The sequence below is a fragment of the Nocardioides sp. LHD-245 genome (assembly GCF_030929495.1).
Taxonomy (GTDB): Bacteria; Actinomycetota; Actinomycetes; order Propionibacteriales; family Nocardioidaceae; genus Nocardioides.
Map to the genome: position 1 here is coordinate 302,318 of NZ_JAVFWN010000004.1, position 23,478 is coordinate 325,795.

19 protein-coding genes are annotated in these 23,478 nt (G+C 71.5%); 16 read left to right on the forward strand and 3 right to left on the reverse strand.

From position 1 onward, the window contains the following. Positions 1-212 precede the first annotated feature (212 nt). The 12 genes from RB608_RS08845 to rplQ all read left to right on the forward strand — a co-directional run bounded on the left by RB608_RS08845 (position 213) and on the right by rplQ (position 17,485). Positions 213-7,094, forward strand: a complete 6,882-nt coding sequence (locus tag RB608_RS08845) for a DUF5979 domain-containing protein (RefSeq protein WP_308087439.1) — start codon at positions 213-215, stop codon at positions 7,092-7,094. A 5-nt stretch (positions 7,095-7,099) separates the two neighbouring features. Further along, the gene (locus tag RB608_RS08850; RefSeq protein ID WP_308087440.1) at positions 7,100-8,260 is read left to right on the forward strand and encodes an isochorismate synthase; all 1,161 of its coding nucleotides are present in this window, start codon (positions 7,100-7,102) and stop codon (positions 8,258-8,260) included. A 204-nt stretch (positions 8,261-8,464) separates the two neighbouring features. After that, complete coding sequence (locus tag RB608_RS08855; protein WP_308087441.1) at positions 8,465-9,520, forward strand: TerC family protein; 1,056 nt, start codon at positions 8,465-8,467, stop codon at positions 9,518-9,520. A 54-nt stretch (positions 9,521-9,574) separates the two neighbouring features. Further along, positions 9,575-11,977: an FHA domain-containing protein gene (locus RB608_RS08860; protein ID WP_308087442.1), complete on the forward strand. Its 2,403-nt coding sequence runs from the start codon at positions 9,575-9,577 to the stop codon at positions 11,975-11,977. A 48-nt stretch (positions 11,978-12,025) separates the two neighbouring features. Further along, positions 12,026-13,072, forward strand: a complete 1,047-nt coding sequence (locus RB608_RS08865) for an LLM class flavin-dependent oxidoreductase (RefSeq protein ID WP_308087443.1) — start codon at positions 12,026-12,028, stop codon at positions 13,070-13,072. A 186-nt stretch (positions 13,073-13,258) separates the two neighbouring features. Next, entirely contained in the window at positions 13,259-13,480 is a 222-nt protein-coding gene (infA, locus tag RB608_RS08870; RefSeq protein ID WP_028656368.1) for a translation initiation factor IF-1, read from the forward strand. A 42-nt stretch (positions 13,481-13,522) separates the two neighbouring features. Continuing rightward, entirely contained in the window at positions 13,523-13,636 is a 114-nt protein-coding gene (gene rpmJ / locus RB608_RS08875) for a 50S ribosomal protein L36 (protein ID WP_008361054.1), read from the forward strand. 256 nt (positions 13,637-13,892) lie between these two features. Continuing rightward, positions 13,893-14,267: a 30S ribosomal protein S13 gene (gene rpsM, locus RB608_RS08880; protein ID WP_036547929.1), complete on the forward strand. Its 375-nt coding sequence runs from the start codon at positions 13,893-13,895 to the stop codon at positions 14,265-14,267. A gap of 71 nt (positions 14,268-14,338) precedes the next feature. After that, positions 14,339-14,740, forward strand: a complete 402-nt coding sequence (gene rpsK / locus RB608_RS08885) for a 30S ribosomal protein S11 (protein WP_038681087.1) — start codon at positions 14,339-14,341, stop codon at positions 14,738-14,740. Between the two features lie 31 nt (positions 14,741-14,771). After that, positions 14,772-15,380 carry a 30S ribosomal protein S4 gene (gene rpsD / locus RB608_RS08890; protein ID WP_308087445.1) on the forward strand — a complete coding sequence of 203 codons (609 nt, stop codon included), beginning with the start codon at positions 14,772-14,774 and terminating at the stop codon, positions 15,378-15,380. A gap of 133 nt (positions 15,381-15,513) precedes the next feature. Next, positions 15,514-16,536: a DNA-directed RNA polymerase subunit alpha gene (locus RB608_RS08895; RefSeq protein ID WP_141797602.1), complete on the forward strand. Its 1,023-nt coding sequence runs from the start codon at positions 15,514-15,516 to the stop codon at positions 16,534-16,536. Positions 16,537-16,882: 346 nt separating this feature from the next. Further along, positions 16,883-17,485 carry a 50S ribosomal protein L17 gene (gene rplQ / locus RB608_RS08900; RefSeq protein ID WP_308087446.1) on the forward strand — a complete coding sequence of 201 codons (603 nt, stop codon included), beginning with the start codon at positions 16,883-16,885 and terminating at the stop codon, positions 17,483-17,485. A gap of 28 nt (positions 17,486-17,513) precedes the next feature. On the opposite strand, the gene RB608_RS08905 is transcribed toward rplQ, so the two are convergent. Continuing rightward, the gene (locus RB608_RS08905; RefSeq protein ID WP_308087447.1) at positions 17,514-18,218 is read right to left on the reverse strand and encodes a hypothetical protein; all 705 of its coding nucleotides are present in this window, start codon (positions 18,216-18,218) and stop codon (positions 17,514-17,516) included. Between the two features lie 107 nt (positions 18,219-18,325). Here RB608_RS08905 and RB608_RS08910 point away from each other — a divergent pair, with 107 nt between their 5' ends. The 3 genes from RB608_RS08910 to RB608_RS08920 are packed head-to-tail and all read left to right on the forward strand — an operon-like array spanning position 18,326 to position 20,722. Next, a complete protein-coding gene (locus RB608_RS08910; protein WP_308087448.1) occupies positions 18,326-19,321 on the forward strand; it encodes a 4-hydroxy-3-methylbut-2-enyl diphosphate reductase in 996 nt (331 codons plus the stop codon). 13 nt (positions 19,322-19,334) lie between these two features. Continuing rightward, entirely contained in the window at positions 19,335-19,952 is a 618-nt protein-coding gene (locus RB608_RS08915; protein ID WP_308087449.1) for an L-threonylcarbamoyladenylate synthase, read from the forward strand. A gap of 38 nt (positions 19,953-19,990) precedes the next feature. Beyond that, entirely contained in the window at positions 19,991-20,722 is a 732-nt protein-coding gene (locus RB608_RS08920) for a hypothetical protein (protein WP_308087450.1), read from the forward strand. A gap of 17 nt (positions 20,723-20,739) precedes the next feature. On the opposite strand, the gene RB608_RS08925 is transcribed toward RB608_RS08920, so the two are convergent. Further along, positions 20,740-21,144, reverse strand: coding sequence for a DUF6542 domain-containing protein (locus tag RB608_RS08925; protein WP_308087452.1), 405 nt, complete (start codon positions 21,142-21,144; stop codon positions 20,740-20,742). 31 nt (positions 21,145-21,175) lie between these two features. Next, a complete protein-coding gene (locus RB608_RS08930) occupies positions 21,176-22,255 on the reverse strand; it encodes a sn-glycerol-3-phosphate ABC transporter ATP-binding protein UgpC (protein ID WP_308087453.1) in 1,080 nt (359 codons plus the stop codon). 82 nt (positions 22,256-22,337) lie between these two features. Here RB608_RS08930 and RB608_RS08935 point away from each other — a divergent pair, with 82 nt between their 5' ends. Continuing rightward, positions 22,338-23,471 (forward strand): ROK family protein, encoded by a 1,134-nt coding sequence (locus tag RB608_RS08935; protein ID WP_308087455.1) that lies wholly within the window; start codon positions 22,338-22,340, stop codon positions 23,469-23,471. Positions 23,472-23,478 lie beyond the last annotated feature (7 nt).

Consider the following 23,478-nt stretch of genomic DNA (forward strand, 5'->3'; position numbering starts at 1 on the left):
GGGCTGAACCCGCTTCACCCTCCGGGGGAGGATCCGGGGGATATCTGGTGAGACCTGCATAACTTTCGGGCCGAAGATTCGTTGCGCACCCGTTTTCCCACGTACGTTCCCTCCCGGGACATAGGGAGGGACATACCGTGGGACAGGTACGCCCGCTTCAGAGCGGGAACATGCGTCGTTGGGTTGTGGGAGGCCTGGCGATGCTCATGACGATGTTGAGCGCGCTGATGGTGGTACCCCCGTCGTCGGCAGCGCCGGAATCGCTGCAGATCGACAAGTCGGTGGACAACACCACCCCCGGGCCGGGGGAGACGTTCACCTACCAGATCCAGGTGCGGTGCTCGGAGGACGACTGCCTCGACACGCAGATCGTCGACGAGCTGCCGGACGAGCTGGTCGGGTTCCCGATCCAGAACGTCCAGTTCAGCCCGAACCCGACCACGGTGCCGCGCACGGTGACCTGGCAGCCGGGCGGGGGAACGAATCCGCCGGCGACGGTCACGGCCGGCACGAGCCTGACCGTCGACCTCAAGCAGCCGACCGACGGACCCGTGGGCGTCGGGCTGCAGGCGGGCACGACGTACACGATCTCGATCTCGCTGAAGGTGCCCGACGACTACCCGCCGGGCCGTAGCGGCGACATCGTCAACCCCGCGCGGGTGTCGGCCTCCAACGCCAACACCAAGACCAGCAGCGCGACCATCAACGTCGAGGCGCCGATCACCACCGGGGTCGCCGTCGACAAGACCTGGGCACCGGCGAGCCAGCCGTTCGACCCGGGCGCGGAGTCGACGATCGGCCTCGCGGCTCGCAACTCCAGCAACGTCGCGGTCGACCGGCTCGTCATCCAGGAGCCGAAGAACGCCGCGAACGGTGCCGCCACGCTCGACCCGAGCAATCCGTTCACCATCACCGACTTCGACGGCTTCGGCGACGTCGCCCCGCCCGCCGGCTGCACGACCGCGCGCGTCGACGCCTACGTCCGCTCCGGTGGCACGTGGAGCTGGGTCCAGGGCGCCGACGCCCCGGCGGGCGACCCGCTGGCCCTCCCGGCCGGCGTGACGAACGCCCAGGTCGGCGGCATCCGGGTCACCTGCGACGGCACGATCGCGCCGGGTCAGCGGATCGCGCTCGATCTCGACCTGACCCAGCGCGCCACCGACCGCGACGGCGGCGACCTGTCCCTGGCCGAGCACCGGGTCGACAACGTGACCACCGGCTCGGCCACGCTCGCCGGCCAGCCGACCGCGCGCGACGACGGCCAGGCGTCGTACATCGTCCGGCCCGCCATCCCCTCCGTGGAGGCGAACAAGAACATCTCGCCGGACAGCATCACCGCCGGGCAGGACGCCCCGGCGACGGTGACCGGCACCAACGGCGGCGTGCCGGTCACCAGCCTGACGGTCGCCGACCTCGACTTCTTCACCGACGAGGTCACCTTCGGCGGCTTCGACGGACCGCTGACCTGGCCCGCCGCCGCCACCGGCGCGACGGTGACCTACCACCTCCTCGCCGGTGGCACCGAGCCGCAGGCGGTGAGCAGCGGGCAGGTGCCGGCCGCGGCGAGCGGCAAGATCTCCGGCTTCGAGATCACCTGGACCGGACCGATCGCGGCCGACGAGACCGGCGGCGCGGCCTTCACCATCGAGACCACCGAGGACGCCACGGGTGGCGCGGCCGAGGTGACGCTGACCAACAAGGTCGACGTCGCGGTCGAGGCCTCGAACGGCCTCGCTGACAGTGACAGCGACACCGACACGCTCCGGGTCGTCGACCCGGCGATCACCGCCACGCTCGACAAGACCGTGCGGCCCGGATCGGCCGTGCGGCCCGGCCAGTCCGTCATCTCGTCGCTGAAGGCCAACGTGATCGCCCACGGCGACGGCGCCGTCGTCCACGACATCGTGGTCGAGGACGTCGTCGGGACCGGCACCGCCGAGTTCTGGGACGCCTTCGATCTGGTCTCGATCGCACCGACCCAGGTGCCGGCCGACACCACGCTGACCGTCGAGGTCCAGGGGACCGACGGCACCTGGCACCAGCTGCTCGTGCAGGGACCCCTGCCCGAGGCGAGCGTGCTGCGGCGCGACGCCGCTGCCACCTCGGCCGCCCTCGCTCTGCTCGGCCTCGGCCGCGACGACATCCAGGGCATCCGGTTCGCGTTTCACAACGACACCGGCTTCCCGAGCGATGTCACGCTGACCCCCAACCTCGAGTTCGAGGCCCGCGGCACGCTGCGCGACGGCGGCGCCGTCACGCCGGGCCCGGACAGCCCGACGCCGTACGTCAACTCGGCGACCGTCACCGCCGACGGTGAGTCCGCCGGCGGCAACACCCTCCACGACGACGACGGCGACGAGGGCACGGGCACGGTCGTCACCGACGACGGCGGCCCCGGCCCCGGCGTCGACATCGACAAGACCTGGGTCGAGTCCTCGGTCGACGCCCAGTCCGGTGAGCGGGCCACGACCCACCTCGACTGGAACGTCACCAAGGGCCTCTCGCCCGTGCGGATCAGCGACGGTGCGGCCGATCCGGCCACCACCCCTGTCGCACAGACCGTGTACGACGCCTTCGACCTGGTCCGGATCGACCGCGTCGACGTGTCGAACACCCCGTACTCGACCGGCTGGTACCTCCGCTACGACACCGTCACCGAGGTCGCCCTCTACGACGGCAGCAGCTGGGTCGTGGTGAACGCCCCGAACGGGAGCTGGCGGGAGGCCGACGGGTCCTTCAAGGGCTACGAGCTGTCCGGTCCCGAGCGTGCGTCCACGCGCGGCGTGCGGATCGTGGTCGAGGAGACCGCGGCCGACACGGATCGGCGCGAGACGGCCCAGGAGGCCGGCAACGCGTTCGACCCGTACGCCCCCGCGCCCGACACGGGCGTCGGCGCCGGCAGCACCGATCGCCGGTTCTCGCTGGGCTGGCAGGTCCGCGACAAGGCCCGCTCCGACGGCGCGTTCGTCGTCGCCGACCGCGACTACAACACCCCGGACGAGGGGATCGTCGACAACGACACCGAGCTGCGCGGCACCCCCGTCGGCGGCGGTGCGCCCGTCACCGACACGGCGTCCGACACCATCCAGATCCTCGATCCGGATCCGGTGGTCGCGGTGACCAAGGCGGTCACCCCGACGGCTCAGGTGCACGTGCCCCCGGTGGGCACCCCCGCCGGGAGCTACCCGACGGCCACCTGGGTGCTCAAGGGCAACAACGGATCGACCGCGCGCGCGTCGTACGTCCGGCTGACGGACCCCGCGACCTGCACCGACACCACGGTGGCGGACTGCGAGAGCGACGCCGACGCCGCGGGTGCGCACGCCGACCCGTTCGACCTGGACGCCGACCACCTCGGCAGCGCCTCGCGGCCCAACCCGATGGAGCGCTTCGACATCACCGGCATCACCATCGCCGCGTCGAAGCCGGGTCAGATCGACCCGGCGGCCACGGTCGTGTGGCTGCTGCGCTACGACGAGGCCACGCAGACCTACTCCTCGGAGCAGTCGACCATGGCCGCGGTCAACGCGGGCGTCAGCGACCCGGGGACCGTCGTCGGCGTCAGCGTGACCTTCCAGCACACCGACCCGGCCACGTCGGGCGGCACGATCACCGGGGACAACGACCTGACGGTGAGCCTGGCGACCCGGCTGCGGCCCACGCTGCGGAGCACCGGTGCCGACCAGGTGCTGCGGGCCGGGGACACCGTCGACGTCGTGAACCGCGTGTTCGCGCAGTCCTACGACCCCGTCGTGGGGCCCGGGGTCAAGACCGGTGACGTCGCGGACGCCACGCTGGTCCTGACCGGCGGTCTGGTCAACATCGCGCCGACCAAGACGATCACGCCGAGCCTGATCAACGAGCCCAAGCCCGACGTACCGGTCACGGTGACGCTCGGTGCCAACCAGGGCTCCGACCCGCGCAGCACGCTCTCCCCGCAGCGCGTGGTGATCGAGGACCAGGCTGACTCGCCCGACTTCTGGAACACCTTCCGGTTCACCGGGCTCGGAACGGTCCAGCTGCCCGTCGGCGCGGACCGCGTCCAGGTCGACCTCTACGACGGCCAGCAGTGGGTCGCCGGCACGCCGACCGCGACGCCTCAGCTGCCCGCGGGGGTCGCGAACGCCGAGGTCCAGGGCATCCGGTTCACGTACACCCGCGCCGACGGTGGGCTGTTCTCGACGACGGTGCCGGCACCGAACTGGAGCGCCGGCGCCGCCTTCACGGCTCAGCTGCGCGAGACCTACCGTGACAACGGCGACCCGGTCCTCTTCGACGGTGAGATCGAGAACACCCAGACGTCGTGGACCACGCGTCCCGACGGCAACGACGCGCCGCGCACCGACGCGACGGCGACGATCGAGCTGTCGCCCGGCACCCGGGAGATCGCGGTCCGCAAGCTGACCAACGACGGGATCCGGCTGGCGTCGGTCGGTGAGCTGGTGCCCTTCGACCTGACGGTCGAGAACGCCGGCACGGGATACCTCACGCTCACCGACCTGCGCGACGTGCTGCCGCCCGAGCTCCTCTACACCGGGGTGGAGCCGACCTACACGGCCGACCCCGCGGGGACGCTGTCGGACCAGGTGACCGTGACGCCGGAGTCCGGCGGATCGGTCCTCCGGTTCACCTGGCCCGCGGACGGCGCCCAGATGCTCCCGGGCGAGGTCTTCCGGATCCGGCTGCAGCTCGAGCTGCTCCCCGGACTCGGCAGCGGCGAGAAGGCCACCAACACGATGACGGTGCGCACCGAGGAGACCCTCGCGTCCTGCCGCAACGTGGTGTCCAACGGCGGTCTCACCGGAGACTGGGGTCAGGATCCCCGCACCTGCGGCACGTCCGACTTCGTCGGCACCGTCGACGGTCCCAACCTCTACACGGTCAAGGGCGTCCGCGGGTCGCTCGACGGGGCGTTCGACCCGGCCAACCCGGCCGCCACGTGCAGCCCGACGCTGGCCGCGACCGGCGGGTCCTACTACCGCTCGCCCTGTGTGGCCAACAGTGAGGTCGACGGCACCGACGACTGGGTTCTGCACAGCGTCAACGCCGGCACGGTGACCATCGACGAGATGACGGTCTTCGACCAGCTCCCGGTGCGCGGCGACCTCCAGCTGGTGTCGGGCAACGCCCGCGGCTCGGCGTACCGGCCGCAGCTCGTGGACGGCTCGCTCCAGGTCGACGCTCCGGCGGGGACCACCCAGCGGGTCGAGGTCACGACCAGCGCCGGCGTGTGCGCCGGGACCTGGACCGGCCTGCCGACCCAGCCGGTCTGCGAGCAGAACGGTGAGTCGTGGTCCGTCGCCGACGGTGACACCGACTGGTCCGAGGTGACCGGTATCCGCGTCCACCTCGACTTCCGGACGACGCCCCAGGGCTCGCTGCGGGCCGGCGAGGCCGTGGACGTCACCTTCTCCACCACGAACGTGATGGCCTCCGACGCCGACGTCAGCGGGGTTCCGCGCACGGTGCCGGGCGACGACCTGTTGGCGTGGAACCAGCACGGCATCAAGTTCAAGTACACCGACCGGAGCATGTTCCGGCAGATCGCCCCGAGCCGGGTCGGCGTGCACCTGCACACCGGCGCTGTCGAGATCCGCAAGGAGATCACCGGGCCCGCCGCGGCGTACGCGCCGGACCTGATCCGGGTCGCCGTGGCGTGCGAGGCCGGCGGCGTGCCGCTCGACCTCGGCGCGGATGCGGTGATCGACCTGCGCCGGGCCGGCGACTGGCTCAAGGAGATCGCGGGGGTGCCGATCAGTGCGAACGGCAGCTCGTGCACCTTCACCGAAGAGGGCTCGGCCGGGGCGTGGGGCGAGACCTCGCGGTCCGGCACCCCGGTGACGGTGGACGTCGAGGACCCGGATACGGTCGAGAGCGCGACGATCACCAACGACTACCGGTTCACCGGTCTGTCGGTGACCAAGCGGGTGCAGACCACGGCGACCGGCACCACCTTCGGGCCGTTCACCTTCACGCTGCGCTGTGAGTCGATCACCGGCCGCGACGTCACCTTCGACGGCGCCGGCGCGACCGAGCTGGAGTTCACCCTCGAGGACGGCGAGACCTTCACCGCGCCGGCCGACCGGATCCCGGTGGGGGCCTCCTGCGAGGTGACCGAGACCGACCGGTTCTTCGCCGACCAGATCGTCGTCACCGGCGACAACCTCGTCGACCACGGTGACGGCTCGGCGACGGTCACCCCTGGCACCGCCCCGGCGGAGGTCGAGATCACCAACGCCTACGACGCGGGCACCGTGACGCTGGAGAAGAAGGTCGACGGCGACGGAGCGGCTCGCTACGGCACCGGCACCTTCTCCTTCCAGATGACCTGCACGTACCGCGGCCAGACGCCGTACCAGGACACGATCCGGCTCGCCGCCGGCGCGTCCCGCACGGTCGGACCGTTCGCGATCGGCACGTCCTGCGCGGTGAAGGAGACCGGCACCGGAGGCGCGACGTCGAGCGTGCTCGCGCCGGCCGACGGCGTCGTCGAGGTGCCGGCGCCGGACCAGCAGGCCGAGACCAGCCGGGTGTCGCTGACCGCGACCAACACCTTCCGGCTGACGTCGCTCGACGTGACCAAGGAGGTCGTCGGCGACGAGTCGGCCAAGGGTGCGAACGGCCCGTTCCGCGTGGCGCTGGCCTGCACCTGGCTGGTGGACGGTCAGCGGGCCGCCTTCGACGTGCCCGGCGGCGCGGAGCGCGTGCTCGCCAAGGGCAACGGCTACCGGGCGTCCTACCAGGAGCTGCCGTCGAGTGCGGCCTGCACGCTGACGGAGACCAAGGACGGCGGTGCGGCGTCGACATCGATGACGGCGACGGTCGCGGGCCAGGTCACGAAGTCGCGCAAGACGTCGATCGCGGTCGACCTCACGCCGACCGGTGGGCCGGGTCAGGCCTCGGTGCGCGTCGTCAACAAGTTCGACGCCGTGGCCGCCGTGGCCGCCGGGGGTGACGAGCGCGGTGGCGCCGGACTGCCGAACGCCGGTGCGCCGTACCGGCCCTGGCAGCTGGTCCTCGGTGGCCTGCTGGTGCTGGCCGGACTGCTGGGCGTGCTCCGCAGTCGGCGTCGCCCGGGACGTCATCTAGGCTGAGAGGCATGGCGCGGGATCCGATCACCCCCGCGGCGCTCGCTGCTCGCCCGATGCTCTTCGCGTCGGGCGAGCAGGCGTACGTCGCCCGTGCGGTGCGCCGCACCCGGACGACGCCCGACGGGGCCGACCCGGCCTGGGCCGACGAGGTCGTCGCCGGCCTCGGCCCCGACGAGCGGGCGCTGTGCGCCCTGTCCTTCGCCGCCGGGGCGCCCGGCCTCGCCCATGTGGTGGTCGGCTCCGAGCACGCCCTGCAGCGACCCGATCGGGACGAGTCGGTGGAGCGGACCTACGACGTCACCGAGTTCCCCACGCCCGACGAGTACGCCGTGATGGTGGCCACCGCGCTGGAGCGGATCGCCGGCGGCGACCTCCACAAGGTGGTGCTGGGCCGCTGCCTCGACGTCGTCAGCGACCCGCCGCTGGTGCCCGCGGAGATCATCGACCGGCTGCTGACGACGCGTCCGGGCCGCTATGTGTTCAGCGTCCCGCTGGTGCCCGGCGTCGATGGGGCGCCCGGTGCCGACGGCGTCGCGCCGGAGGACGGCCCGATCCTGGTCGGCGCCAGCCCGGAGCTGCTCGTGCGCCGCCAGGGTGCCGAGATCTCCTGCACGCCCCTCGCCGGGTCCGTGCCCCGCTCCGATGATGCCGACGAGGACGCGCGCCGGGCCGGCGAGCTGCAGCAGTCGGCCAAGGACCTCGCCGAGCACGCCTTCGTGGTCGAGGCGATCGTGCACGCGCTCAAGGACGTCTGCGTCGAGATCGAGTACCCCGCGACCCCGGAGCTGCTCTCGACCGACACGGTGTGGCACCTGGCCACCCCGATCCACGCCCGGCTCGCCGACCCGGTCGACGGGCCGAGCGCGCTGCGCCTGGCCCAGTTGCTGCACCCGACCCCGGCTGTGGGCGGCGTACCCACCGCGGCCGCCTACGCCGCCATCGCCGACCTCGAGGGCGACCTCCGCGACTGGTTCGCCGGGTGTGTCGGCTGGGTCGACCGGTACGGCGACGGCGAGTTCGCGGTCACCATCCGGGCGGCCGTGATGGACGGTCCCCGGCTGCGGCTGTTCGCGGGAGCCGGGATCGTGGCCGGCTCCGACCCGGCGTCCGAGGTCCGCGAGACCGGCGCCAAGCTCGCCACGATGGCGCGGGTCACCGGCCTTCCCTGAGCGCTGCTGATTGGACCCTGCACGCCGCGCGTGCGAGGATTCCGCGCACCAGGGGGGAGTACTCCTTCGCTGCGGGCTCGTCATCACGAGCGGTCGAAGTCGCCCGCTCCGGTCCCGTAGGCTGCACAACGGCGCCCCAGGCGTCGGCAGCGGAAGAGACCTCGGGCGATCTGTCGACGCATCCGCCCCTGAAGGGACACCCCTATGGACGTGACCACCCTGGAATGGACGATCACCATCGCGGTGACCGTCGGAGTCCTCCTCTTCGACGTGTTCGTGATCGCCCGCGATCCGCACGAGCCCTCGATGAAGGAGTGCGCGATCGCGCTCTCCGTCTACGTCGGCGCCGCCGTCGCCTTCGGCGTCTTCATCCTCGTCCACCACGGTCACGACTACGGCATCCAGTTCTACACCGGCTGGCTGACGGAGTACTCGCTGTCGATCGACAACCTCTTCGTCTTCATCATCTTGATGTCGGCGCTCAAGGTGCCCCGGAAGTACCAGCAGGAGGCGCTACTCGTCGGCATCGTCCTCGCGCTGGTGTTCCGCGGCATCTTCATCGCCCTCGGCTACGCGCTCATCGAGAACTTCAGCTGGATCTTCTACGCCTTCGGCGCCTTCCTGGTCTACACCGCCGTCAAGCTGGTGAAGTCCTACGGCGCCCACGAGGACGAGCACCCCGAGGACAACGCGATCGTGGCCTTCACCCGTCGCCGGATGCGCGTCGGCGACAGCTGGCACGGCCTCAAGCTCTGGTACCACGAGAACGGCGTCCGCTTCGTCTCGCCGATGCTCGTCGTGATCATCGCGCTCGGCGTCACCGACATCCTCTTCGCCCTCGACTCCATCCCGGCGATCTTCGGCATCACCCAGGAGCCCTACCTGGTCTTCACCGCGAACGTCTTCGCGCTGATGGGCCTGCGCCAGCTGTACTTCCTGCTCGGCGGCCTCCTGCAGAAGCTCGTCTACCTCTCGCTCGGCCTGGCGTTCATCCTCGCCTTCATCGGCGTCAAGCTGGTCCTGCACGCCCTGCACGAGAACGAGCTGCCGTTCATCAACGGCGGCGAGCACGTCAAGGTCTGGGACATCCCGTCGCTGTTCAGCCTCGGCGTGATCATCGTGACCCTGATCGTCACCGCGGGCGCCAGCCTCTGGAAGACCTCACGCGACAGCGGCGGCGACGATCACGTCCCGGACCACGCGACCGCGCCGCGCGAGCCGGCCGACGTCGACGACACCGCCGGCCCCGACTGGCGCTGACCTGCCGGACCGGCTGCCGGGTCCGGCGGCCGGTCCGACACTAGGGTGTCGGTCGTGGATCGACTCCAGGTGCAGTGGGCCGGCCGGACCCGGACCTTCGCCGGCCCGCGGGTCGTGGTCGGGCGCGAGCTCGACTGCGACGTCCCCGTCACCGACGCCCGGGCGTCGCGGCACCACGCCGTCCTGCAGGTCGAGGAGGCCGGCTGGGTCGTGGTCGACGCCAGCAGCAACGGCACCTACGTCGCCGGACGGCGGGTCACCCGGCTGCCGCTGACCGGCGCGCCGCTCAGCCTGCACCTCGGCGGGCCCGCCGGTGAGCAGGTCGTCGTCAACGTGGTGGCGGCGGCCTCGCGGCCGGTGCCGCCGCCCGCCCCGGTGCCGTCGCCCGCCCCGGAGCCGGCGGCGCCGGGGGAGTTCTGGACGAACCTCCCGCCGCCGCAGGTCCCCGCGAGCGGCGGGCCGGTCGACGCCTGGCGCCCGGCCGGCGTGCTCCCGCCGGGACAGCTGCCGCACGGCCACTCCGTCGTCCTGCCGCAGCAGCTGCGGGCAGGCGGCACGCTCACCATCGGCCGCGACCAGGGCAACGACATCGTCCTCGCCGACCCGCTCGTCAGCCGCCACCACGCGCGGCTGGCTCCCGCGACACCGACCGCGCTCGCGGTGCTGCAGGACCTCGGCTCGTTCAACGGCACCTTCGTCGACGGACGGCGGGTGCAGGGCGCCGCGCCGCTCCCGGTCGGGGCCGAGGTCATCTTCGGCAACCAGACCTTCCGCTGGGACGGGCGGCAGCTGATCGCCTCGGCGACGGCCCACGAGCTCACGCTGTACGCCGACGGGCTGACCCAGGTCGTCGGCGGTGGCAGGCGACTGATCGAGAACGTCTCCTTCCGGCTCGAGCCGCGCAGCCTCACCGCGGTGATCGGCCCGTCCGGGTCCGGCAAGTCGACCCTGCTCGGCGCGCTCACCGGTCTCCGGCCGGCCAGCCACGGCCGGGTGATCTGGCAGGGGCACGATCTCTACGAGCACTACGACCAGCTCCGCTTCCAGATCGGCCTGGTGCCGCAGCAGGACATCCTCCATCCGCAGCTGAAGGTCCGCCAGGGGCTGCGTTTCGCCGCCCAGCTCCGGCTCCCGCCCGACACGACAGCGGCGGAGTGGGACCACCGGGTGCGGACCGTCGCGGAGCAGATGCAGCTCACCCAGCGGCTCGACAACCGGATCGGGAGCCAGCTCTCCGGCGGCCAGCGCAAGCGGGTCTCCATCGCCACCGAGCTGCTCACCGCGCCGCCGCTGCTCTTCCTCGACGAGCCGACCTCCGGCCTCGACCCCGGCCTCGACCTCGAGGTCATGCGTCAGCTGCGCAGTCTCGCCGACGACGGTCGCGTCGTCATGGTCGTCACCCACTCGGTCCTGGCGCTCGACGTCTGCGACGACGTGCTCGTGCTCGCGCCGGGTGGCCGGATCGCGTACTTCGGCCCGCCGGCCGGGGTCCTCGCCCACTTCGGCGTGACGACCTATCCGGAGGTCTTCGACCTGCTCGACGAGCCCGACCTCTGGCAGCGGATCCCCGCCCAGCAGCACGCCGTCGACACCGCGTCCCTGCCGCGGCAGTCCCACGGCGGCGCCGTACCCGCTCCGCCGCGGCAGTCCGTGGCCCGGCAGCTCGGCACGCTGGTCCGGCGCAACCTGGCCGTCGTGCTCGCCGACCGGCTGCTGCTCGGCATGCTCGTGCTGCTCCCGCTCATCCTCGGTGGGCTGAGCCGCGTCGTGCCCGGCTCCGACGGCATCTCCGTCGCCGCGTCGGCCGGCCGGGTCGGTGAGGCGCAACAGCGGCTCACGGTGCTCATCGTCGCCGCCTGCCTGATGGGCACGGCGCTGGCGATCCGTGAGCTCGTGGGGGAGCGCCCCATCTTCCGGCGGGAGTACGCCGTCGGCCTCTCGCCAGGCATCTACTTCACCAGCAAGTTCCTCGTCCTCGGCGCCGCCGCGTTCGTCCAGGGTCTGGTCGTCACCTTCCTCGCGACAGTCGGCCTGCCCGGCGCCGACGGCACCGCGGGCACCTTCCGGGTCGCCCTCGCGATCGCGGTCCTGTCCGCGGTCATGGTCGTGATCGGCCTCGCGCTCTCCGCGCTCGTGACCAGCAGTGAGCAGACCATGCCGGCGTTGGTCGGGCTGGTGATGCTGCAGCTGGTCCTGTCCGGCGCCCTCTTCGAGATCGCCGGCCGCGCCGGCCTCGAGCAGCTCGCCTGGCTCTCCCCGTCGCGCTGGGGCTACGCGGCCTCCGCCTCGGCCATCCAGCTCGTCGACCGGTTCGCGGGGACCGACCGGGCGGACTGGATCGCGCAGAGCGGAGCGGGGCACTACCTGATGGACCTGGGCATGCTGGTCCTGCTCGGCGCCGCTGCCTTCGGGATCGGCCTGCTGCTCGTGCGCCGCAGCGCCACCTCCGACGACTGAGCTCGCGCCACCGGGAATGCCGGGACCGCCCGGCGCCTTGTGTCAGGGATGTCTCTCGCGCTCTCCGTCCTCGACCTCGTCCCCGTCCGCAGTGACCAGTCCACGGGGGACGCGCTCGCCGCGACCCTGGATCTGGCGCGGACCGCCGACCGGCTCGGCTACCGCCGCTACTGGCTGGCCGAGCACCACAACATGCCGGCGGTGGCGGCGACCAGCCCGCCCATCGTGATCGGGCTCGTCGCCTCGGCGACCGGGCGGATCCGGGTCGGCTCGGGCGGCGTCATGCTCCCCAACCACGCGCCCCTCGTCGTCGCCGAGCAGTTCGCGCTCCTCGAGGCGGCCTTCCCGGGACGGATCGACCTCGGCATCGGCCGTGCCCCCGGCTCCGACCCGGTCACCAGCTGGGCGCTGCGCCACGGGGCCGGCGGTGTGAGCGACGAGGCGGTCACCCGCTTCCCCGAGTACGTCGACAACGTGCTCGCCATGATGGAGCCGGCCGGCGTCGGGCTGGCCCTGCGCGGCTCCCAGCACGTCCTCAAGGCCACCCCCGCGGCGCAGTCGGTGCCGCAGATCTGGCTGCTCGGCTCCTCCGATTACTCCGCCCGGCTCGCCGCGGAGAAGGGCATGCCCTACGTCTTCGCCCACCACTTCTCCGGCTCCGGCACCGCCGAGGCGCTCGAGCTGTACCGCTCCACCTTCCGGCCCTCGCCCGAGCTGGCCGAGCCACGGACCTTCCTCACCGTCAACGCCTCGGTGGCCGACACCGCGGAGGAGGCGGGTCGTCTCGCGCTCCCGCAGCTGCTCCAGATGCTCGCCCTGCGCACCGGCCAGCCGCTGGTCGCCCAGCGCACGGTCGAGGACGCCGAGACCATCGTCGAGGCCGGCCTGCCCGAGGGCCAGGAGAGCCTGGTCGACGCGATGCGGCGGCGTTGGGTGATCGGAGACGCCGCCACGGCGCGCGCCGAGCTGGGCGAGCTCGCGGCGTCGTACGGAGTCGACGAGGTGATGGTGAACCCGGTCGGCGGTGCCCTCCGCGGCACCGCCGCGAGCACCTCGCCCGCGCGTGAGCGGACCCTGGAGCTCCTGGCCGGCTGAGCGGGCGGCGCCTCGCCTCCCGGCGATTGGGAGTTCGTTGGCGCCTGCACATAGACTGGCGTGTCGGTCCAACGTGGGTTCTGTGTGTGGTGCACGGATCCACGAGGTCCACTCAGTTGCCCATGGGCAACTGAGAGGTTCCCGGGCCACCGGTAGCACGAAACATCCCCGAGCAGATTGTGAGACATGGCGAAGAAAGAAGGCGTCATCGAGATGGAGGGCTCCGTCGTGGAGGCCCTTCCGAACGCCATGTTCCGAGTCGAGCTGAGCAACGGCCACAAGGTCCTCGCTCACATCAGCGGCAAGATGCGGCAGCACTACATCCGGATCCTCCCCGAGGACCGTGTGGTGGTGGAGCTCTCGCCGTACGACCTGTCGCGGGGCCGGATCGTCTACCGCTACAAGTGAGCCGCCGGCTCACCTCTCCGCCACTAGCAAGAAAGGGCTGACATGAAGGTCAACCCGAGCGTGAAGAAGATCTGTGACAAGTGCAAGGTGATCCGTCGCCACGGCCGCGTCATGGTGATCTGCGAGAACCCGCGCCACAAGCAGCGGCAGGGTTAGTTTGGGCCGAGCGTGTCGCCCATCGACGACGGCGCGCAGGCCCTTCGGGCCCACGCTTGTCGCCGATGCGGCTTCGCCGCCGGGCGCCACGCTGCCGGCCGTAGCGGCCGGGACAACTGAATAACTCACAACGTGATCGCTTAGGCCCCAGGGCCGAATCACCTCCGGAGCGGATGGCCGGAGCTGGGCACAACGAGCAAGACCGCCCGGATGCATCACGACCACACCACCGTGACCGTTCGAAAGGGAAGCCACCATGGCACGCCTCGTCGGAGTCGACCTGCCGCGCGACAAGCGCATCGAGGTCGCACTCACCTACATCTACGGCATCGGCCGTACCCGCGCCCAGCAGCTGCTGGAGGCCACGGGCGTCAGCCCCGACCTCCGCGTCCACGAGCTGGGTGACGAGGAGCTGGTCAAGCTTCGCGACGAGATCGAGGCGAACTTCAAGATCGAGGGTGACCTCCGTCGCGAAGTTCAGGCCGACATCCGCCGCAAGATCGAGATCGGCAGCTACCAGGGTCGCCGTCACCGCATGGGCCTTCCGGTCCGCGGTCAGCGCACCAAGACCAACGCTCGCACCCGCAAGGGCCCGAAGCGCACGGTTGCCGGCAAGAAGAAGGCCAAGTGATCTGAGCCCTGCTTCGGCACCGGCTCGACACCCGCCTCTCACACTGACCAGCTTTCTCAAGGAGATACTGCATGCCTCCCAAGGCTCGCGCGGGCGCCAAGAAGGTGCGCCGCAAGGAGAAGAAGAACGTCGCTCAGGGCGAGGCCCACATCAAGAGCACGTTCAACAACACGATCGTCACGATCACCGACCCGACCGGTGCGGTGATCTCGTGGGCCTCTGCCGGCACCGTCGGCTTCAAGGGCTCCCGCAAGTCCACCCCGTACGCCGCTCAGATGGCCGCCGAGGCCGCCGGCCGGCGGGCGATGGAGCACGGCATGAAGAAGATCGACGTCTTCGTCAAGGGCCCGGGCTCGGGCCGCGAGACGGCGATCCGCTCGCTGGGTGCGATCGGCCTCGAGGTCGGCACCATCCAGGACGTGACCCCCGCCCCGCACAACGGCTGCCGCCCGCCGAAGCGCCGGCGCGTCTGACCGGCGACGAGAGACTTAGAGGAGAACCGACATGGCCCGTTACACCGGACCCCTGACCAAGAAGTCGCGCCGTCTCGGCGTCGACCTCGTGGGCGGCGACGCCGCCTTCGAGAAGCGCCCCTACCCCCCGGGCCAGCACGGCCGGGCGCGGATCAAGGAGAGCGAGTACCGCAACCAGCTGCAGGAGAAGCAGAAGGCGCGCTACACCTATGGCGTGCTGGAGAAGCAGTTCCACAAGTACTACGTGGAGGCTGCGCGTCGCCAGGGCAAGACCGGCGACAACCTCGTCCAGCTGCTGGAGTGCCGTCTCGACAACGTGGTCTACCGCGCCGGCTTCGCCCGGACGCGTCGCCACGCCCGCCAGCTGGTGACCCACGGTCACTTCCTGGTCAACGGCAAGAAGGTCGACATCCCGTCCTTCCAGGTGACCCAGTACGACATCATCGACGTGCGTGAGAAGTCGCTCGAGATGACCCCCTTCATCGTGGCTCGCGAGACCCACGGCGAGCGGATCGTCCCGGCGTGGCTCGAGGCGCTCCCGAACCGCATGCGCGTCCTGGTGCACCAGCTGCCCGTGCGCGAGCAGATCGACCTGCCGATCCAGGAGCAGCTCATCGTGGAGTACTACTCCAAGAAGTGATCGCGAGCCCGTCCCGGTCGCCCTCCGACAGTGAGGAGCCCGGGGCGGGCAGCGTCATCCCGCAGTCCCTCTTCTCCATCCGCACCACGTCTGGGTCCTCATATAGCGGTCGGCCCGGAAAGGAACGAAACAAGTGCTCATCGCACAGCGCCCCACCCTGTCGGAGGAGACCGTCGACCAGTTCCGGTCGCGCTTCGTCATCGAGCCCCTCGAGCCCGGCTTCGGCTACACGCTCGGCAACTCGCTGCGTCGTACCCTCCTGTCCTCGATCCCCGGTGCCTCGGTCACGAGCATCAAGATCGACGGTGTCCTCCACGAGTTCTCGACGATCGAGGGCGTCAAGGAAGACGTCACCGAGATCATCCTCAACCTCAAGGGCCTCGTCGTCTCCTCGGAGCACGACGAGCCGGTCACCATGTACCTGCGCAAGTCGGGTGCCGGTGACGTCACGGGTGCCGACATCGCGCCGCCGGCCGGCGTCGAGGTCCACAACCCCGACCTGAAGATCGCCACCCTCTCCGACAACGGCAAGCTCGAGCTCGAGCTCGTCGTGGAGCGGGGCCGCGGCTACGTCTCGGCCGTCCAGAACAAGGGCGCCGACAACGAGATCGGCCGGATCCCGGTCGACTCGATCTACAGCCCGGTCCTCAAGGTGACCTACAAGGTCGAGGCCACCCGTGTCGAGCAGCGCACCGACTTCGACAAGCTCGTCATCGACGTCGAGACCAAGCCGTCCATCCTGCCCCGCGACGCCATCGCGTCGGCCGGAAAGACGCTGGTCGAGCTCTTCGGCCTGGCCCGTGAGCTCAACGTCGAGGCCGAGGGCATCGACATCGGCCCGTCGCCCGTCGACGAGCAGCTCGCCGCCGACCTGGCCCTGCCGGTCGAGGACCTGCAGCTGACCGTGCGGTCCTACAACTGCCTCAAGCGCGAGGGCATCCACACCGTGGGTGAGCTCATCAGCCGCTCGGAGCAGGACCTGCTGGACATCCGCAACTTCGGTGCGAAGTCCATCGACGAGGTCAAGGCGAAGCTGCACGAGATGGGCCTGTCCCTCAAGGACAGCGCCCCGGGCTTCGACCCGTCGGCCGCCCTGGCCAACTACTCCGACGACGAGGACGACGACGAGTCGTTCATCGAGTCCGAGGAGTTCTGAGTCTGATGGTGTGAGTGGGTCGCCTATCGGGTGACTCGCCCGGACCCTTCGGGCCCAGGGTCGTCACCCGATGCGGCTTCGCCGCCGGGCGACCCACTCACACCGCGGTTGGCTTCCGTAGGACCACCGTCGGTCTGGCGGCAAGACGCACGGCGGCACCGTGGCGGCAAGACAGCACGGCAGCACCGTGGCAGCAAGACACACGGCGGCACCGTGGCAGCAGACAGCACGGCAGCACCGCAGCAGCACGCCGGGGCGGATCCGTCCCGGTACAGATTCCGGTACCTGACACGGCCGGACCCAGCACCCGGTACCTCGTACGGCCGGGCAGGAAAGCGAGAAAGCAATGCCCAAGCCCAAGAAGGGTCCCCGCCTCGGCGGTGGCGCCGCGCACCAGCGCCTCATCCTGTCGAACCTGGCCACCGCGCTCTTCGAGCACGGCCGGATCACGACCACCGAGGCCAAGGCGCGCACGCTGCGCCCGTACGCCGAGAAGCTGATCACCAAGGCCAAGAAGGCCCACGCCGGCGAGAACCCGCTGCACCAGCGCCGCGAGGTCCTCAAGTTCATCCGGGACAAGGGTGTCGTCCACACCCTGTTCGCGGACATCGCGCCGACCTTCGCCGAGCGTCCGGGCGGCTACACCCGGATCACCAAGATCGGCAACCGTGCGGGCGACAACGCCCCCATGGCCGTCATCGAGCTGGTGACCGAGGCCTACGCGCCGTCCGCGCCGACGGCCAAGGCTCCGGCTGCCCCGGCTCCGGCCGAGGAGGCCCCCGAGGCCGAGGCCGCCGAGGTCGAGGAGACCGACGCCCCTGAGGTCGAGGCGGAGACCGAGGTCGCCGAGGTCGAGGAGACCGACGCCCCTGAGGCCGCCGAGGCCGAGGCCGAGGTCGCCGAGGAGGCTCCCGCCGAGGAGTCCACCGAGGACACCGACAAGGCCTGATCAGGTCCACCGGATCGACCCGTCGCGTTCAAGCGCGACGGGTCGATCTGCTTTTCCGAGTCGCCTCGTCGATCACGAAGCAGAGCAGGCCGGTGAGCAGGACGGGCACGACGAACCAGGCCCAGAAGATCGTCCAGGCGACCAGCACCGAGGCCGTTCCGTCGCCCGGGACCACGTCGGTCACCAGCTGGGCGACGTCGAAGCGCACGGCCCACTGGAGCGCGGCGACGACGGGGAGCGCAACGAGGCCGACCGGCCACACCCGGCCCTCCCGCCGGGCGATGCCCCAGGCGGCGACCTGGACCACGGCGATGAGCGTCGCCCCCCAGGTCGTGAGGATCTCGATCTCACGGACCGAGTCGAAGTCCGCCGTCCTGAGGGCGACGTGCAACGCGATCTGGACCGGGATGGTCGACGCGGCGACGAGCGCGGCGACCAGTCGCCGGCCGGGGGTCCGGGCGACCAGGGCCACCAGGCCGGCGTAGAGCAGCATCAGCACCACGGTGAGCGCGATGCCGACGTCGGGGGACAGGGGAGTCCGACGCTCGGCGAACAGCCAGCCCGGGAGGAGGTAGTGCACCAGGTGGGCCAGGAGCAGGACGCCGAGCAGGACGAAGGGCAGGACCACGGGCAGGGGCGATCCCGCGGTGGGCCGGCGCGACGCCGTCGGCGGGGCCGGGGGCGCCGGGACAGGCGGCGGTCCCGATGCCGGGGGAGGAGGGGGCAGGGCCATGTCCTCATCCTCCCGAGCGGTGCCGACCGCAAACCCCGGCCGTCGTGCCCTGCGGCGCAGGTCGTGACGACTCGGCCGTGGCGTCGCCGGTCCGTAGACTGGGGCCCATGACGATCGACCTGGGTACGCCGCGCCTGCTGGAGGACGCCGAGCGGGAGGTGCTGCTCGCCGACCCGCGCGGCTACTGCGCCGGCGTCGACCGGGCCGTGGTCACGGTCGAGCAGGCGCTGGACCTCTACGGCTCGCCGGTCTACGTCCGCAAGCAGATCGTCCACAACAAGCACGTCGTGTCCAACCTCGAGTCCCGTGGCGCCATCTTCGTCGAGGAGCTCGACGAGGTGCCGGTCGGCGCGACGGTGGTGTTCTCCGCCCACGGCGTCTCGCCCGCGGTGCACAGCCAGGCCGCCGACCGCGACCTCAAGACGATCGACGCGACCTGCCCGCTGGTCACCAAGGTGCACCGCGAGGCGGTCCGGTTCGCGCGCGAGGGCTACACGATCCTGCTCATCGGGCACGCGGGGCACGAGGAGGTCGAGGGCACCGCGGGCGAGGCGCCGGACCAGACGATCCTGGTCGAGCACCCCGACGACGTCGACACCCTGGACCTGCCCGAGGGCGCCAAGCTCGCGTGGCTCTCGCAGACGACGCTGAGCGTCGACGAGACCATGGAGACGGTGCGCCGGCTGCGCGTGAAGTTCCCGCAGCTCGAGGACCCGCCCAGTGACGACATCTGCTACGCGACCCAGAACCGCCAGGTCGCGGTCAAGGAGATCGGCGCCACCGCCGACCTCGTGATCGTGGTCGGCTCGGCCAACTCGTCCAACTCGGTGCGACTGGTCGAGGTCGCGCTCGAGGCCGGCGCCAAGGCGTCGTACCGCATCGACGACGTCTCCGAGCTCGACGAGTCCTGGCTCGACGGGGTGCGCTCGGTCAGCGTCACCTCCGGCGCCTCGGTCCCCGACCACCTGGTCCAGGAGGTGCTGGGCTATCTCGCCGAGCGCGGATACCCCGACGCCCGTCCGGTCCAGACCGCGGAGGAGACCCTGGCGTTCTCCCTGCCCAAGGAGCTGCACCGCGACCTCAAGGCCGCCGGCCGGGCCTGAGCGGAGACGACCGATGGCGCGCTATCTCGACGTCCACCCGGACAACCCGCAGCCGCGCACGCTGCAGCAGATCGTCGCGGCCCTGCAGGACGACGCCCTGATCGCCTACCCGACCGACTCCGGCTACGCGCTGGGCTGCCGGATCGGCAACCGCGACGGGCGCGACCGGATCCTGCGCATCCGCGGCCTCGACGACAAGCACCACTTCACCCTCGTGTGCCGCGACTTCTCCCAGCTCGGACAGCTGGTCCACGTCGACAACGCCGCCTTCCGGGCGATCCGGGCCGCGACACCGGGGCCCTACACCTTCATCCTGCCGGCCATGCCGGAGGTGCCGCGACGGCTGCTGCACCCGAAGAAGCGCACCGTCGGGGTCCGGATCCCCGACCACACCTTCGTGCAGGCGCTGCTCGCGGAGCTCGGCGAGCCGCTGCTGACCTCCACCCTGATCCTGCCGGGGGAGACCGAGCCGCGCACCATGGGCTGGGAGATCAAGGAGGACCTCGACCACGAGGTCGACGTCGTCGTCGAAGCGGGGGAGACCCCGGCCGAGCCCACCACCGTCGTGGACTGGTCCGACGGCGCGCCCGAGATCCTGCGCCGCGGCGCCGGCGACCCCGACCGCTTCTAGACCGCATTGCGTCCGTGTCCGTCATCGAAGGGATTCTCGTGAAGTACGTCGTTGCCGCCGTCCTTTCCCTCGCTCTCGTCATCGGCCCCGCGGCCGGTGTCTCCACCGCCGGCACCCCCGGGCCCGCCGGGCCGGTCGAGCGGCACAGCGCAGGCTCCGACCGGGCCAAGGTCCTCAAGACGGCCAAGGCCGTCCGCAAGCACCGCAAGGCCACCGGTGCCGCGCCCGACGACGGCTACGCCAACGCCGCCCTGGTCACCTCGCCCAAGGTGGGCTACCTACGGGTCAGCGTGAAGCAGTTCTGCATCTTCACCAACGCCGCGCGGAGCATGAGCGGCAAGAAGGCCGCCTGGTTCTACGACTCCCGGCGCAAGCGGACCTTCCGGGCGACCCGCAACGCGGTCCGGGGCTCGCACTCGGCGTGCGGCAAGGCCGCTCGCATCCTGCAGCAGCAGGTGGTGCAGACCCGGGTCGACAACGCCGTGGCCGACGTGCTCACCGCTGCTGGAGTCGTGCGCGCGATCGCCGCCGGCGGTCCCTACCCGACCGGGGCCGGCGATATCGACCTGCTGCACTTCGAGAAGACCTACGGCGTGAAGTTCGCCAAGGGCAACCGGATCGCCAGCTACGGCACGAACGGCTACGGCGCGACCTTCCAGATCTGCGTCGCGCACCAGACCGGCCCGTGGGCGCGGTACCTGTCGACCTCTGACACCGTCGAGACCGGGACGAAGAAGCGCCGCTGCGGCACGCACGTCGGGCCCATGTAGCGACCCGCGGCGACGGCTCAGGCCCGGCGACGCTCCACGAAGGAGCGCCGCAGCGCGAGCAGGCCCAGGCACGCGGCGTACCCGAGGCCCAGGGCGATGCCGTGCCGGGACAGCCCGGCGATCGCGGCCTGCGCGATGCCGTCGTCGGCGCGGGCGATGCTGGCGCGGTCGCTGAGCGCCAGCAGCACGATCACCAGCGCCATGGCCAGCGGCGGCAGCACCCCGACCGTGAAGAAGTCGCGGGGCCGGACGGTGAGGGCGGCCCCGACGCAGATCGTCACGAAGGCCAGGTCGAAGAACAGCCCGAGCCGCTCGGAGAGGAGCAGGTCGAGCACGGTCGCGGTCAGCAGCAGCGCGACCGCGAGTGCGACCACCTCCCGTCCGGGACGGCGGCCCTCCTCCCACAGGGTCGCGCTGCTCACTCCTTCACGCTAGGGCATGCCCCCGACCATTTCAGGGACTCAGCCGGCGACCGCTGGCCGTGTCGAAGACGTGGGCGGCGCCCTCGGGCACGGCGACGTGCAGGACGTCGTCGGGGCCCACGTGGCCGCGCGAGGGCAGCCGCACCGCGACGGTGGCGGTGCGGTCACCGAGGTCGGCGGTGCCGTGGGCGAAGCCGTCGGAGCCGAGCTCCTCGACCAGGCTCACCCGGACCGGCACGCCGTCCCCGGGCGCGACCAGCGCCCATGCCTCCGGCCGGACCCCGACGGTGACCTCGGCAGTGAGGCAGGCGCGGGTGCCGGGGTCGACCGGGACGCGATGCCCACCCAGCGTGAGCCCGTGCGGGCCGACGTCGGCGGCCAGCAGGTTCATCTGCGGCGAGCCGATGAAGCCGGCCACGAACAGGTTGGCCGGGCGGTCGTAGAGCGCCAGCGGCGCGTCGACCTGCTGGATCTCGCCGGCGTTCATGACCGCGACCCGGTCGCCCATGGTCATCGCCTCGACCTGGTCGTGGGTGACGTAGACCGTGGTGACGCCGAGCTCGCGCTGCAGCCGGGCGATGTCGCTGCGGGTCTGGACGCGCATCTTCGCGTCGAGGTTGGACAGCGGCTCGTCCATGCAGAACACCTGCGGCGAGCGGACGATCGCCCGGCCCATCGCGACGCGCTGGCGCTGGCCGCCGGAGAGCTGCTTGGGCTTGCGGTCGAGCAGCTCGGTCAGGCCGAGCAGCTCCGCCACGCCGGCGACCCGGCGCTCGCGCTCCGTGCGCTCGACCTTGGCGATCCGGAGCGCGAAGCCGAGGTTCTCGCGCACCGTCTTGTGGGGGTAGAGCGCGTAGCTCTGGAACACCATGGCGATGTCGCGGTCCTTGGGGGCGAGCCGCGTGACGTCGCGCTCGCCGATGAGGATCCGGCCGGCGTCGACGTCCTCGAGGCCCGCGAGCATCCGCAGGGTGGTGGTCTTGCCGCAGCCCGACGGGCCGACCAGGACGAGGAACTCCCCGTCCTCGACCACGAGGTCGATCCCGGGCACGGCGGGGGCGTCCGCGGCGGCGTACCACCGCTGCGCGCCCTCGAAGGTGATGCTGGCCATCGCTGCTCCTTGAGAGATCCGTGTGATCTGGATCGCATTCTGCCCTTGCGAGGGTATATGTAAGTGTGCTGAACTAACAAACATGTCCTGGCGCAGCCCGACCACCCGCTCGCCCCGTGAGCGGATCAAGCTCGACCGGGCCGACTCCCGTCGGCACCACCGCTCGATGCTGCTCCAGGAGCTGTTCGCCGCCGGCCCCGCCAGTCGCGCCGACCTCGCCCGCAGCAGTGGACTGACCCGGGTCACCGTCTCCGACCTGGTCGCCGAGCTGCTCGCCGAGGGCCTCGTCGAGGAGCTGGGCACGCCCGTCGAGAGCCGGGTCGGCAAGCCGCCGACCCTCGTCGGCCTGGTGGCCGACGCCAAGCACGTCGTCGCGATCGACCTGTCGGTCGACGACCAGGTCGCCGGTGCGGTGCTCACGCTGGAGGGTCGGGTGGTGCTGCGCGACGCCCGCCCGCGCGCGGGCCGACGCGGCGCCGACGCCGTCGCCCTCGTGCGCGAGTTCGCGGCGGACCTGATCGCCCGCAGCAGCCGTCCGCTGCTCGGGGTCGCGGTGGCCACGCCGGGTGTCGTCACGCCGGACGGCGTCGTCCTCGACGCGCCGAACCTGGGCTGGCGCGACCTGCACCTGGCCGACGACCTCGCCACCGCCCTCGACGTCCCGGTCTACGTCGCCAACGACGCGAACACGGCGGTGATGGGGGAGTTCGTCTTCGGCAGCCGAGGTGAGGGCGGCCTGCTGCTGCTCCGGCTGAGCACCGGCGTCGGCGCCGGGCTGGTGCTCGGCGGTGCGCTGCTGCACGGGCAGGGCGGTGCCGCCGGCGAGATCGGCCACGTCCAGGTGGACCCCCAGGGGCCGCTGTGCGGCTGTGGCCGACCCGGCTGCCTGGAGACCTACCTGGCCGTCCCGCGGCTGCGCCGCGAGCTGGCCGCGGCCCCGAGCGGTGAGACCGACGCGGTGCTGGCCGACGCGGGGGACCGCCTCGGCCAGGCGCTGGCGCCGGTCGTCGCCACGCTCAACCTCGGCGAGGTCGTGCTCAGTGGACCGGCCGATCTGGTCGAGCCGCTGGCTCGCGTCGCCGAGCAGGCGGTCCGGGACCGGGTGATGCCGGTCTCGGCCCAGCAGTTCGTCGTCCGTACGTCGTCCCTGGGCGACGACGGGGTTCTCGCCGGGGCGACGGGCGTCGTGCTCGCCGGCGAGCTGGGGGTGTCCTGACCGTGAG